We start from the raw sequence: 12,806 nt of genomic DNA, 5'->3' as shown, positions 1-12,806 counted from the left end.
TTTAGTTGATAAATTTGAAGGCGCCTTGTCGCAAAATATCCCAATTATTACCATTCCATTTTATGACGGTTGAAGGGACTCCAATGGCAGCAGTATCTTGGCATTGACTATCGAACAGTGTAAGCACTTGTGGAAACTGTTGTGCAATTTTTGTCATAGTTAGCAAAGCACTTTGACCGGATAGGTTAGCGCTTGTAGTCGCTAAAGGGCCAGTTTGTGCCAAAATTGAACACGCGATTTCACTTGCTGGCACCCGTACACCAATTGTTGTAGGGTTATTTGGATTCATTGTTTTTGCAACAAGCGCTTTCGTTGGTAACACCATTGTTAATGCACCAGGCAAATATTTAGCTGCGACTTGGCGCCAAATTTCTAATTCATATTTACTACCATCTACAAAATTCCACAATTCAGATGGACTAGCTGCCATTAAAATTAAAGGTTTATCTAAACTGCGTTGTTTAGCAGTGTAAATTAAATCGGCATTTTCTGGTTTTGCTGCAAGTGCTGGAACAGTATCAGTGGGAAAGCTGACTAGTAAACCTTTACGCGCTCCATCAATCAGCGCATCCATTGAAACTTGAGGCATATATTTTTATCCATAAAAATCCATAAATTTAAATCATATAAGCAACCGCGAATCTTTCAATCCCAGCAAAATCACTATGAATTTCTATATTGCAATAACTACCGTGGTTTTGTAAAAGTTGAAAAACAGTATCCGCTTGTCCTGCCATCATTTCAATTAGCCAGACTCCACCAGGTTGTAAATATTCTGGTGATGATGTAATTAATTGACGGATACAATCTAAACCATCAGTTCCACCATCTAATGCTAAATGTGGCTCATGATTCACAACTTCTGGTTGTAAAGTTAGTACAGTACTTGTGGGAATATATGGTGGGTTGGAAACCATACCGCTAAATTTACCTTTGAATAAAGCTAAAGGTTCCCACCAGTTACCCTGATAAAATTTTATACGTTCAGATAAGCATAAATTACGAGCATTTGCTGAAGCTATTTTAAGAGCTTCGGGACTTACATCAACAGCATGAATAGTTGCTTGCTTAAAAGCATCCGCAAGTCCAATAGCAATGGCGCCGCTTCCGGTTCCCAAATCTGCCCAATTCCCAGATTGAAGAATGTTACTATTTTTTACGGTGCCAATTGCTAAATCGATTAAATACTCTGTTTCTGGTCTTGGTATTAGAACAGAGGGTGATACGGATAGCTCAAACTGGCGCCAAGGTTGAGATGAAGCAATATACTGCACAGGCAAACGTTCTTTTAAACGTTTTTGCCATAATGCATCTAATTCTTCAATCTTTAACTTGATGTTGATTTGAGCTTGGTCTTTGTATGACCCTAAACGTAATGCTAAACCATCTAACTGTGTAATTCCCCTAAGTAACCAATCCACTTCTGCAACTTCTACGTCATGCTGAACGGCCGAAGCAATTGCTTGAATACGCCATTGCCAAAGTTGTAAACCAGAAATTGAGTAAGGATATTCAGACATAACACAAGGGGAGATGTGGAGACAGAGAGTTACCCTATCTCCATATCATCTTACTTTTTGGGAGCTGGACGATTAGCTGGTTGTTGGTTTGGTTTTTGCTGTGGGTTGTTGCTAGATAATGTACGAATGTATTCCCGTGCTTCTGGGGATGGGAAGAATACTACTTGCTCAAGCCACTTGTCGTTTTTATCTTGCATTGTTTTGAGTACACCATCGACATCAACAACTTGGATGTCAGCTTTAGGAAACTTTGGCTTAACTTGATTTAGTAAAGCCAAAGCATCTTGCTTACTCATAAACAGTGGAAAATACTCTTGTTTGTTTTGACCGAGTTGAATCGGAACATATCCTTTGTCGGGTGCAAATCGTACCATAAACACAGGTACGCTCCTAAACTGTTTGACATCTTGACCACTAGCACGGAGCAAGTCCATAGCTCCTTTAATTTCTTGGTCAACTGGTTTAAAAGCAAACTGTAAGCGCTCATTTTGGTTCTTTGTTTGCTGTAACTGCTGATAAATGCTGCCTAAAGGTACTGCTGTTGCCTGCAAGCTTTTTAACATTTCTGCCATTTTGGGGTCAGGATTTTTAACAGCTTGCAGTTCTTTAATAAAAGCTTGAGCTTCGGTTTTGCTCATGTAAACTCCTGTCACCGAACCAACAGGTGCTTTTTTGCCGTCCGAAGCAGCAGGTAGCTGACGACTAAGTGGCAAACCTTGAGGGTTGGTAATCATCCAAACTGGTACAGCATCCAATTTTTCTTTGATTTGTTGCTCTGATAACGCAAACGCTGGGATGAAACCACCTAATACTGTTGTTAATACAGTACTTCCGACTATACCTAATGTTGTGCCCCAGCGAATCAATGATTTCATAACCTCTCCTAACACATTAAAACTTTTATCAAGCCGAGATTTTAGTTTGGTTGAGCGGTAAATAGTTTTAGTAGTTCTAGCTATACTACCGTCTTAGCCAACTAATAGCACTATTTTTTTAAGCATTGGTTGTACTCCATAAGCATTGACTATATACCTAGTAATGCGTGTGGAACTGACACGTTCAAACGATGAAAATCTGGTTTTCACCTTTAGAGCGCTCAAAGGATGCAATGTAATTGTCTTTATCTGTTATATTCGACGGCGCCATAAAATGAATCGTTCCGTGTAAAATAACTTGCAATTGTTTTAAGTCATAAATTTTTACTTCGGTTTTCACTCAATTCGTGTTGGCGATTAACTCATCAATAAGAACGTGGGGTCTTATTTTGGCAAGGTTACTCAATGAAAGCACGCGCTCTAAATGTTTGAATACGAATTCAAACAAGTACACATCAAACGGCAAGTAAAAACTCTGAGTCAAGAGCATTTAAAACAATTAAACTTAGATTAAATTTTATTTTTTAATCACTCATACTAAAAAACCCAAGATTAATTAATTAATCTGGGTTTATAGAAATTAATATACTATCGGGATGACAGGATTCGAACCTGCGGCATCCTGCTCCCAAAGCAGGCGCGCTACCAAGCTGCGCTACATCCCGTTTTTTACTCAAGTTGCCTTCTCGATAAACGAGTTATCCAACTTCAATAAAGTTAACATACAACCCGCTATTTTACAAGAAAAATATTATTTTTATTTTCTTCTACTTTTTACGTGTCATTTTTGTACTAAGTAAGCATACTACATGAGTCTACTGAGGATACCAAAACATACCCTTAATACCTTCGGGGTCAGGCATAAAACCTAAGCCACGATAAAAATCAACAACATGGGGGTCAGCAAAGAGTGTGACGTTGCTAATTTCTTCGCTTCTAAGTTTTTTGAGTACATATTTCATCAGTGCCTTACCCAGACCTTTTCCTTGGTAGTCTGGATGAACGACCACATCCCATATTGTGGCGTTGAATGCGTGGTCTGAGGTTGCGCGGGCAAAACCAATTAGGCGCCGTTGATTTCCTCGAACCTGCCACATTGAGGCAACGAGAAAACTATGCTCAATAGCTTTTTTGACTTTTCGTAAAGGACGACGTGACCAACCAACCGCATCACAAAGTTCTTCGAGTTCGTAAAGGTCAATGTCGCGCTCGGTACTAAAAACAATACGAGTTTCTGCTTTGGAAGCATCGGTGGCGCCATTGGGAATGGATCTACCGTTTGCATCCATAATTTGCTCTTCAAAGGGAGTAGTGCGGGTTGCCGCAGTCTCCGACGTACTAAACCAAGTTTTCCAAAAACCCATTGCCAGGTGGTTCGGGTAGTATAACTGAGGGAGTTTCCACTCTCATGAATCTTGATAAGCTTGTTTATGGTGGTAACAGAATAGGACGTGTCACACTTAAACTGATGTTAAGTGCGCTCTTATCGCATATCTAATTAACCTTTACCATTCATGAGCTTATTTCAAATCAATCAATTTCAACTGTAGCACTTTGTTGCAAGACTCCGGATAATATTGCTGTACTTTTAAGGTCTTATTTTTCGGTACGATGCCTGTTAATTACTACCTACTACCAAAAACTTATAATGGCAACTGGATTAAAAACTTCTACCCTAGAACTTCTCAAACGCTTTAATCGAGCGTTTCCCCAGTTCTACGAGCAATTTGTGAGCAGCGAAATTCAACTGCAAAATTTACGTCTAGCTTATCGGTTATATAAAACTCGACGTGCCGTTATTGAATTAAAAACCGAGGGAAGTAAAAGCGCTTTGCATTTCGCTTACCGGAATCAATCATTCCTTCTCAGCGATATTTTTGGTGTACTAGCAGCTTATGGACTAACAATCCATTCACTTTCGTTATACGGTCAAATCAAACCACCGATGCTGGTTTTTATGAAGCTGATAGTATCGCGTGGAAGTAAATCGCTTACCGATAAAACCGCTGAAAACGTTTGTCGTGCAATACGTGAAGCATTAGGTGGTCGGTTTGAAGTAGAAGAAATGCTAGCAGTGGAATTTAATTTAGATGCTGGTTTAGAGCAAGTCCAGACGGAGTTTTATGTAGACCCAGTGTTTCACCTGCCTGCATTAGTAATCGAAGCAGACAATCAACCAGGCTTATTTTACAAAGTCATGTACGCCATATGGCAAGAAGACTTGTTAGTGGTGAATGCTAATTTACTAGTATGGCGTGGACGTACTCGTCTAATTCTCTACTTACTCGGGCCTAACGAAAGTTTGATACCTGAGTACTTAGGTCATAAAATTGCGGAAGGGGTGCGAACGAGATTACTTGGCAGATAAATAATTTTAATTTATACGCTTAAACTTTCTTCAATTACCCTTATAAATTCATATTCAGTTACATGCTCATAAGCGCTACTGTACCATAGAGGTATGGCAACCATAGAAATTAGAAGCGTATTACACGCATACGAGTTCTCAAAACCTACGTCATGCCCCGACACTATCGTTTTTATCCACGGTTGGCTAAATAGTCGTGGATACTGGCAGCCTATAATTTCTCGTATCGGGGTTGATATTCAGTGTTTATCTTATGACCTTAGAGGTTTTGGCGAATCACAAGCGTCTACACATAGCAAAAACGCTCGCGAATTACTTACTTCCTCAAATCTAACTCCCAATTATGGTAGTTATTATACTAGTGATGTTACACATTCCTTTGAATCGCTTTATACTCCGGCAGCTTATGCTCAAGATTTAATAACTCTTTTACAAAAACTTCAAATTAAAAGCGCTTGGTTGGTTGGTCATTCGTTGGGAGGAACAATCGCGCTTTGGGCTGCGGCAAAACTTCCTGACACAATCAAAGGTGTTATTTGTATCAATTCTGGTGGTGGAATTTACTTAAAAGAAGCATTCGAGCAATTTAGAGCAGCAGGGCAAAAATTTTTACAAGTACGTCCCCGTTGGCTTTCTCAAGTGCCACTAATCGATTTGTTATTTTCCAGAACCAGTGTAGCGCGTCCCTTAGATAGACACTGGGCAAGGCAGCGAGTAATCGATTTTGTTGTAGCAGACCCAGAAGCGGCATTAGGCACACTCCTTGAATCTACTACAGAAGAAGAAGTAAATACATTGCCTCAACTAGTAGCCCAACTTGTGCAACCAGTTTACTTTCTTACAGGCGCCGAAGATAAAGTCATGGAACCGAAGTACGTGCGTCACCTAGCAAGCTTCCATTCCTCATTTCAATACAGCGGCGATAACGTCATAGAAATACCCAACTGTGGACATCTAGCAATGTTAGAACAACCAGATGCCGTAAGTAACGAAATTCGCAGGCTAGTAGCCCAACATTCTTCGGGTGCGTGACGCTACCAATTTCAGTCAACAATCTCAATACAACTTCATCACTTCACTCAGCGCAAGCCGAGAATGAACCCCTAACGATAAAGACGAAGTATTACCCAAAGCAAGATGTTCAGAAGCAGCACATCCAATCATCGCGGCATTATCAGTACAAAACTTCAACGGCGGAAATAATACACGTAAATTATTTTCAGCACAAGCCGCTGTAAGTGTCTTTCTCAAAGCACTATTAGCAGCAACACCACCACCAACAGCAATTGTATCAAGCTCATAATCAAGGGCACACCTAACAGCACGCTTAGTTAAAGCCTGTGCCACAGTTGCTTGAAAACTAGCAGCAATATCTTCTACGGGTATAGGGGCGCCAGTTTGTTCTATTTGCTGCACAACACGTAACACAGCCGTTTTTAACCCACTAAAACTAGCATCATAGGGATGATAGCCACCATTAGGTAAAGAAACTCTTCCTTCCGGAAATACAAACGCCTTACTATTACCTTGAGAAGCTATACGGTCAATAGCAGGACCACCAGGATAACCAAGCTTTAATAGCCTAGCCACCTTATCAAAAGCTTCCCCAGCAGCATCATCACGAGTCTCACCCAACGTCTTATAGGCGCCGCATTCCTGCACGTGAATTAAACTCGTGTGACCCCCCGAAACTAGCAAACTTAAGAAAGGCGGTTTTAAAGTAGGCTCACTTAAATAAGTCGCGTAAATATGCCCTTCCAAGTGATGAACACCCAAAAAGGGCTTAGAATAAAGCATCGCCAGCGTCTTACCTGCCGTCATCCCCACCAACAGCGCTCCCACTAAACCCGGAGCGCAAGTTGCAGCAATACCATCAATTTCTTCCCAACCAAGTTGGGCATCTACCATTGCTTGTGTAATGATGTCGTTAATAATTTCCAAATGCGCGCGTGAAGCAACTTCAGGTACAACTCCACCATATTGCCGATGCACAGGAATTTGTGAAGAAATAATACTGCTTTTAACCTCGCGTCCAGAGACAATAGCTACTGCCGTCTCATCACAGCTTGTTTCAATCGCCAATACGGTCGCCATAACTCAATACTCCTAACTCCTGTACGGGCGGGTTTAGTTATATTTTGGTTAATAGCGAAGATTTAGGTGAACCCGCCCCCTACCCTAAATATTAACTTTTGTTTGCGAAGCTTTAACTTTTATTTACTTCAACTTTACTCGCTTTACCGCCACAGATTATGATGACATGCTAGTTAGGCAAATAAAAATTGTACAGGCCGCTTCGTTTTGTACAAGAAACTTTTTGTTTCGTCATAAAAGGAAACAATTTCATGCAACGCTTGTTTGCTCTCTTTCTAGCCCTATGTCTATGGTTCAGCTTTACCCCGCCAACCCTGGCGTTAGGAGCTGACTTAGTACCTTGCAGTCAGTCTCCAGCCTTCCAAGCACGCGCGGAAGCTGCGAGAAATACTACTGCCGACCCAAACTCTGGTGCGAAGCGTTTTGAACGCTATTCACAAGCACTATGTGGTCCTGAAGGTCTGCCTCACCTAATTGTAGATGGGGGCCTCGACCACGCAGGTGATTTCATTATTCCTAGCATCCTGTTCCTGTATATCGCTGGTTGGATCGGCTGGGTTGGTCGTGCTTATCTCAATGCTGTGCATAAGCTTCCAAACTCAGAAATGAAGGAAGTCGTTATTGATGTTCCTTTGGCTCTGCCAATTATGCTAAGTGGTTTTACATGGCCTCTTGCTGCAATTAAGGAGCTTACGAGCGGTGAGTTAACAGCGAAGGATACAGAAATCCCCATTTCTCCACGCTAGTTAAACTTACTAGTTATAAACTATACTTCCACATTTAATTATGTGGAAGCGCGCTCGATGGTTGAGGTCTCTATTAATTAGAGAAACGAATTAAGTGGAAATACTTTTGGAGCTTTACTCATGCAAAATGGTCTTCTTAGATATTTATCCCTTGCGCCAGTCACACTGTTTGCTTTATTGATTGCACAAGCTGTACTGTTGATTGTATTTAATCTTATTTTCCCAGACCTGCTTTTTCACCCAATGCCCAGGTAACTATTAGTTACGGGGTATAAAAAGTAAACATAATTGTTTAAAAGTTATGACAGTTAAGAGTTAGATATTTATTTCTAACTCTTAGCTGTCGCTTTTATTTTTTATCTACATAATCGTTTTGCAAAAAAATTATTGCTTATATCATGCTTTTAGCAAGGTGTCAAATTAGGAGTTTTTTTTGATTATCTTTAGAGTATTTTAATAAAAATTAATGAATCGATTTGTAGCTCTTATTAAGTTTTTTAAACAGAAGCTACTTTATAGTACTCGGCTACATTTATCATTGAAGATAAAATCCTGCCAAAATTTCAATTCACTTAGATGAGGCAAAGATAAAATATGGTACAAGCAGTAGACGCATCAAAAAATAATCCTAGTGACCCTAGGAACCGTGAGGTCGTTTTCCCGGCAGAACGCGACCCGATGCAAGGCAATCTGGACACACCAATAAATGCTTCTCCCTTGAGTAAGTGGTTCATCAATAACTTACCCGCTTATCGCCCAGGTCTTACACCTTTCCGTCGTGGACTAGAGGTTGGTATGGCACATGGGTACTTTATTTTTGGTCCATTTGCTAAATTAGGTCCACTGCGTAATACCCCAAACGCTAACTTAGCTGGTTTACTGGCAGCTATTGGTTTAATAGTAATCTCGACTGGTGCTTTATCGCTGTACGCTAACAGCAACCCCAAACCAGCACTAGGAAGCGTAACCGTTCCAAACCCACCCGATGCTTTTACCTCAAAAGAAGGTTGGAATAACTTTGGAAGCGCGTTTCTTATTGGTGGCATTGGTGGCGCCGTTGTTGCTTACTTTCTAACCAGCAACTTGGGAATTCTCCAAGGTATAACTGGATAAATTAGTACAGATGTCATTAATCTGGATAAATTCGTAGAGACGTGATTAATCACGTCTCTACAAAGAAACCGGGCTTTTTTTTAAGCCCGGTTTCTGTTTTATATAAGGCGCCGACGTTATTGTTTACAATTGGCGAAACTATCCAGGGCAGTTTCAATTGACTGTAAAGCAGCTTCAAAATCGTCGTTGACAATTTGAACGTCAAACTCGTCTGCGGCTTGAATTTCTTCGTGGGCACGATTTAAACGGCGCCTAATTGCTTCTTCGGGGTCTTGACCGCGACCGCGTATACGGTTTTCTAATTCGGTGAGCGAAGGAGGCAAAATAAAGATGCTCTTGGCTTCTGGAAAAGAAGTGCGAATTTGACGCGCTCCCTCTAATTCAATTTCTAGCACTACGCACTTACCTAAATTTATTTGGTTAAGTACAGCAAGTCTTAGAGTACCGTAATAATTTCCGGCAAACTCAGCCCACTCCAAAAATTCTCCATGAGCAACTAGTTGTTCAAACTTACTACGCTCGATAAAATGGTAGTGTTTGCCATCTATTTCGCCTGGGCGAGGCGCCCTCGTAGTCGCCGAAACAGAATAATATAGTTCTGGATGACGCTGGAGTAGCGTCCGCATTAGTGTGCCTTTGCCAACTCCACTTGGACCTGTCAAGACTATGAGTTTGCCTTGAGACAGCTTTGAAAAGGTAGTTGCACTATTCTGGATGGATAAAAGTTGCATCATCCGCTCAACCTGTGAATAAATCAATATACATTATCCATTAGCCGTGTGTAAAGTAGGGGTATAACCTAACACGATAGCTAACTTCAGTATCTGTAACTTTGTTGACAGATAAACTATTCTAATTCACATGTTACTGCCGATAAATGTTTTTTAGGGGTAGGGATTTAAACCCACCCATAAATTTTTGATTAATTATCCACGACTTGATGTTCCCGCGAAATTACGAAACGATTTGCTACCGTTTCTGGCTGTATCGCTGAGAGTATCACGTGACTCGAATCTGTAATGATTACAGCCCTAGTACGGCGCCCATAAGTGGCGTCAACCAGCTGACCCCGGTCACGCGCATCGGTAATGATACGCTTTATCGGAGCTGACTCTGGACTGACAATGGCAACTACCCGGTTGGCAGAGACAATATTGCCAAATCCTATGTTGATTAGCTGAATGTCCATATAAAAAACTTATTCAATGCACGGTGTGAGGTCAAACACAATATTCTTTTCACCCAATACAGGATGCCGAATCGAATTTACCTTAAAAGCGTAAATACCGATACGGGACTAAAGAAGAAATGGTGTTTCTACAAAATACTATTTCTCATGTTATCCGTAAAAAATAGCAGTTACAACGCCCTAAAGTCCTCGAAATGCTTGTTTTTTAATTATCATTGCTTTTTTTAAATCTTTATCAATCTCAATCGATAAATATTGAATAAAAATCTCTCTAAAGATACAGGTAAATCCTTTTGAATAAAATGTAAGTAAAATATTAAAGTCAAATCTATTACTTAATGAAATTTTACACATCGAATATCCGTAGATACGGAAAGCATCAAATAAACTAAATTTATTTGATGCCACAAAAAACTAAAGAAACCCGGTTTCTAAACCAAGAAACCGGGTTTCTGTACTGTTTTAAGTTTGTTGAATTTTTCTCTCAGCAATTGTAAATTAGGCGCCTGACCACCATAACGCCAACTAACATAAGATGAGCATATTTCATCAATAACTTCTGATGTCGCTGCTGGTTGTTGCGTCTTGGATATTTGGGCATATTCTAGTGGTGTTTGAGATGGATGTTTCTTAAAACCACTCGTAGCAACCCACTGTAACATCTGTTGATAAAGACTTTCCATTGGTGGCAGTTTGTTAAGAGCTTTTCGGTTCCGATATCCTTTCCATTGCTGCCATAATAACCAAATACCAAAAGCTGTTGCTGTTGCAATTATTAGTGCTTGGATTATCCCAAAAAAACCTTTTGTAAATAAACCAAAGAACCAAACAAATGTCCTAGCGAAAAATGAGAATATACCCCCAAACAAATTATTGAGCAAACCACTCACGGGAGAAGGCAACCACCCTGCCACCCATTTCCAAAACTGCTGAAGTACCGAAAATGTTTGAGTTTCTTCTACTGAAGGAGGAATTAGAGGATGTTGAGGTATTGGGTCAAACGCAAACCATCCATATTTGGGAAAATACACTTCGGTCATCGCGTAAGCATCGGTGTTACGAACAATATACAAACCAGTAAATGGGTTGAACTGCCCTGCTCCAAAACCTGCTACTAAGCGCGCTGGAATACCAACCGAGCGTAGCATCATTGTTAATACTGTAGAAAAGTGGTCAGGATAGCCACCTTTATATTTAAATAAAAACGCTTCGACTAAATCTTCGTTTTGCTCTAAAAAGGGAAACTCCAAAGGGTTTTCGGGGACTTTGTAGTTTTGTTTTAAATACTGCGCTAAGTAAAGCGCTTTCTCGTAAGCTGAATCTAAACTTTTATCTGCAAAGCCAACACGGTTTTTATTATAGTTGGCCAATATCTCTTCTGTACGAGTGCGAACTTTCTCTTGAATGACTTCTGGAATTTGTAAGTAATGTTTGGAAATGCTATCTGGATAATCATTCCCTGCTTTATTTAATAGAGTTCTGTCACGCAGTGGAACTTCAGAAATAACTGTATATGTTAATCCATCTGACAAACCTACAGGCGCCCGTAAACTATTTTCTGTATCTACCGCTATCACCGGAGTTGGAAAGTAAATTTCCTTGGGATGCGCCATCGCTGGCACTAAGTTCGGTAAATCAGCTAATACTGTATATGTCTGTACTATTTCTTTGGTGGTGCCAACGGCGTTAGGTCTAGGTATATAAATTTGATAAGACCAAGGAGAACGTCGAATCGTTTGTACTTTATCGTTACGAGAAATTTCCCAACCTTTGCCTGTATAACGGTCAAATGCCAATACTCGCCAAAACCCCTCAATTTGTGAACGCACTCGCATTACAACTTTGGGTGTCATTTCACCGCGCAGGTTTTGATTCATCCGACTATTAAAGCCGTAGTAAAAACTTGAGTCAACCTTACCAGGCTCCCCATTCTCTCCTGGGGCATTTGCACTACCTGGACTTGCGGCGCCACCTTTGGTATTACCTGCGCGCACATAACCAGGATTAATAATGCTGCGTCCAGTAAAATTACCTTTGACTTCGATATTAGAGCTAACTGGAAACATTCGTAATTGATAGCCTGGAAAACGCGGTAATACGGCAAATATTCCCAAACCGATAACCAAAATTAATCCAAAAAGCAAAAAGTAAGAAGGTAAAGACGAAGCCACATCTGAATGCTTCGTCTTCTCCTGATTAACTATTGGCTTTGTAATACCTAGCCTTGAACGGTAATCGAATATTAAAGTTGGTAGGGCGATAGCTAAAAATAGTAACAACACTGGTGCAAACGCTAAAGTTTGACTTAATGTTGCCGCTACACCTATCAAAATCATACCAATAACAATCGAATACCCCAAGTCTTTACGCCTAGGCATATCAAAGCTATGGAGTACTTGGAGTTGTACTAGTAACTGCGCCAAAACTAATCGCGTATCGTTCAATTCCCCCAGTATTCGACCAAAGAAAGCACCCAGTGCTATTAACATCAAGATCGCAATTCCAAATTTGACCGATACATTACTATTTTGGCGCCTTTTATAACTCCAAGCTGCCCCCACAACAGAAAGCGGTGCTGCCCAAAAAGATAATTGAGTTTCTGCCGCTATATCCGTTGCAATAATTCCCACAATTACATTTGCTAGCACCAGCACCCTTAAAGCAATTGAATTTTCTACTTCGATTGCAGATGCCTTAAACCCGTTGCGCCAATAATTCCATTCAGGTTTTGGGGCGCCAAGTCGTATCCTGGTAAACATTTTTAGTTATAAAGCAATTAGTGGATGTAATCACTAAGCGATGCATTTGTAGACAACGGATACTAATGTAGTCAGTATAAACTCTTAATACATTGTCCGGAAAAATGCTGTTGACCGTAGACCGGAGAGGCACCGTACCGTC

The 12,806-nt window shown here is 40.5% G+C and carries 14 protein-coding genes and 1 tRNA gene; 5 read left to right on the top strand and 10 right to left on the bottom strand.

Features of this window, described 5'->3' with window-relative positions; all coding sequences use genetic code 11:
* Window position 1 precedes the first annotated feature (1 nt).
* The 6 genes from DSM106972_RS37510 to DSM106972_RS37490 all read right to left on the bottom strand — a co-directional run bounded on the left by DSM106972_RS37510 (window position 2) and on the right by DSM106972_RS37490 (window position 3,759).
* Window positions 2–589 carry an L-threonylcarbamoyladenylate synthase gene (locus tag DSM106972_RS37510; protein ID WP_127085458.1) on the bottom strand — a complete coding sequence of 196 codons (588 nt, stop codon included), beginning with the start codon at window positions 587–589 and terminating at the stop codon, window positions 2–4.
* A 28-nt stretch (window positions 590–617) separates the two neighbouring features.
* Window positions 618–1,520, bottom strand: a complete 903-nt coding sequence (gene prmC, locus DSM106972_RS37505) for a peptide chain release factor N(5)-glutamine methyltransferase (RefSeq protein WP_127085457.1) — start codon at window positions 1,518–1,520, stop codon at window positions 618–620.
* A gap of 50 nt (window positions 1,521–1,570) precedes the next feature.
* Complete coding sequence (locus DSM106972_RS37500; protein ID WP_127085456.1) at window positions 1,571–2,395, bottom strand: Tic22 family protein; 825 nt, start codon at window positions 2,393–2,395, stop codon at window positions 1,571–1,573.
* A 184-nt stretch (window positions 2,396–2,579) separates the two neighbouring features.
* On the bottom strand, window positions 2,580–2,735 hold the full coding sequence (locus tag DSM106972_RS51750) for a hypothetical protein (RefSeq protein ID WP_158632942.1): 156 nt from the start codon (window positions 2,733–2,735) through the stop codon (window positions 2,580–2,582).
* A gap of 251 nt (window positions 2,736–2,986) precedes the next feature.
* Window positions 2,987–3,060: transfer RNA gene (locus tag DSM106972_RS37495), tRNA-Pro, on the bottom strand.
* A 150-nt stretch (window positions 3,061–3,210) separates the two neighbouring features.
* The gene (locus DSM106972_RS37490) at window positions 3,211–3,759 is read right to left on the bottom strand and encodes a GNAT family N-acetyltransferase (protein WP_127085455.1); all 549 of its coding nucleotides are present in this window, start codon (window positions 3,757–3,759) and stop codon (window positions 3,211–3,213) included.
* 284 nt (window positions 3,760–4,043) lie between these two features.
* Between DSM106972_RS37490 and DSM106972_RS37485 the strand changes: the two genes are divergently transcribed.
* Both DSM106972_RS37485 and DSM106972_RS37480 read left to right on the top strand, forming a co-directional pair.
* Window positions 4,044–4,763 (top strand): hypothetical protein, encoded by a 720-nt coding sequence (locus tag DSM106972_RS37485; RefSeq protein WP_127085454.1) that lies wholly within the window; start codon window positions 4,044–4,046, stop codon window positions 4,761–4,763.
* A gap of 93 nt (window positions 4,764–4,856) precedes the next feature.
* Window positions 4,857–5,795: an alpha/beta fold hydrolase gene (locus tag DSM106972_RS37480; protein WP_127085453.1), complete on the top strand. Its 939-nt coding sequence runs from the start codon at window positions 4,857–4,859 to the stop codon at window positions 5,793–5,795.
* 24 nt (window positions 5,796–5,819) lie between these two features.
* On the opposite strand, the gene tsaD is transcribed toward DSM106972_RS37480, so the two are convergent.
* Window positions 5,820–6,857, bottom strand: a complete 1,038-nt coding sequence (gene tsaD / locus DSM106972_RS37475; RefSeq protein WP_127085452.1) for a tRNA (adenosine(37)-N6)-threonylcarbamoyltransferase complex transferase subunit TsaD — start codon at window positions 6,855–6,857, stop codon at window positions 5,820–5,822.
* 251 nt (window positions 6,858–7,108) lie between these two features.
* On the opposite strand from tsaD, the gene DSM106972_RS37470 reads away from it, so the two are divergent.
* From DSM106972_RS37470 to DSM106972_RS37460, 3 genes are all read left to right on the top strand, one after another.
* Window positions 7,109–7,603, top strand: a complete 495-nt coding sequence (locus tag DSM106972_RS37470) for a Photosystem I reaction center subunit III (RefSeq protein WP_073618673.1) — start codon at window positions 7,109–7,111, stop codon at window positions 7,601–7,603.
* A 120-nt stretch (window positions 7,604–7,723) separates the two neighbouring features.
* Window positions 7,724–7,858 (top strand): Photosystem I reaction center subunit IX, encoded by a 135-nt coding sequence (locus tag DSM106972_RS37465; RefSeq protein ID WP_073618674.1) that lies wholly within the window; start codon window positions 7,724–7,726, stop codon window positions 7,856–7,858.
* A 339-nt stretch (window positions 7,859–8,197) separates the two neighbouring features.
* Window positions 8,198–8,716, top strand: a complete 519-nt coding sequence (locus tag DSM106972_RS37460; RefSeq protein ID WP_127085451.1) for a photosystem I reaction center protein subunit XI — start codon at window positions 8,198–8,200, stop codon at window positions 8,714–8,716.
* A 116-nt stretch (window positions 8,717–8,832) separates the two neighbouring features.
* Here DSM106972_RS37460 and gmk read toward each other — a convergent pair whose 3' ends face one another.
* The 3 genes from gmk to DSM106972_RS37445 form a co-directional block, all read right to left on the bottom strand.
* The gene (gene gmk / locus DSM106972_RS37455; RefSeq protein WP_127085450.1) at window positions 8,833–9,450 is read right to left on the bottom strand and encodes a guanylate kinase; all 618 of its coding nucleotides are present in this window, start codon (window positions 9,448–9,450) and stop codon (window positions 8,833–8,835) included.
* A gap of 188 nt (window positions 9,451–9,638) precedes the next feature.
* Window positions 9,639–9,905 carry an extracellular matrix/biofilm regulator RemA gene (gene remA, locus DSM106972_RS37450; RefSeq protein ID WP_019492432.1) on the bottom strand — a complete coding sequence of 89 codons (267 nt, stop codon included), beginning with the start codon at window positions 9,903–9,905 and terminating at the stop codon, window positions 9,639–9,641.
* 431 nt (window positions 9,906–10,336) lie between these two features.
* On the bottom strand, window positions 10,337–12,664 hold the full coding sequence (locus DSM106972_RS37445) for a transglutaminase TgpA family protein (protein ID WP_127085449.1): 2,328 nt from the start codon (window positions 12,662–12,664) through the stop codon (window positions 10,337–10,339).
* Window positions 12,665–12,806 lie beyond the last annotated feature (142 nt).

Source organism: Dulcicalothrix desertica PCC 7102, from assembly GCF_003991905.1.
GTDB lineage: Bacteria > Cyanobacteriota > Cyanobacteriia > Cyanobacteriales > Nostocaceae > Dulcicalothrix > Dulcicalothrix desertica.
Note: the sequence above shows the minus strand (reverse complement) of the source record. Positions and strands in the feature narration are given on the sequence as shown.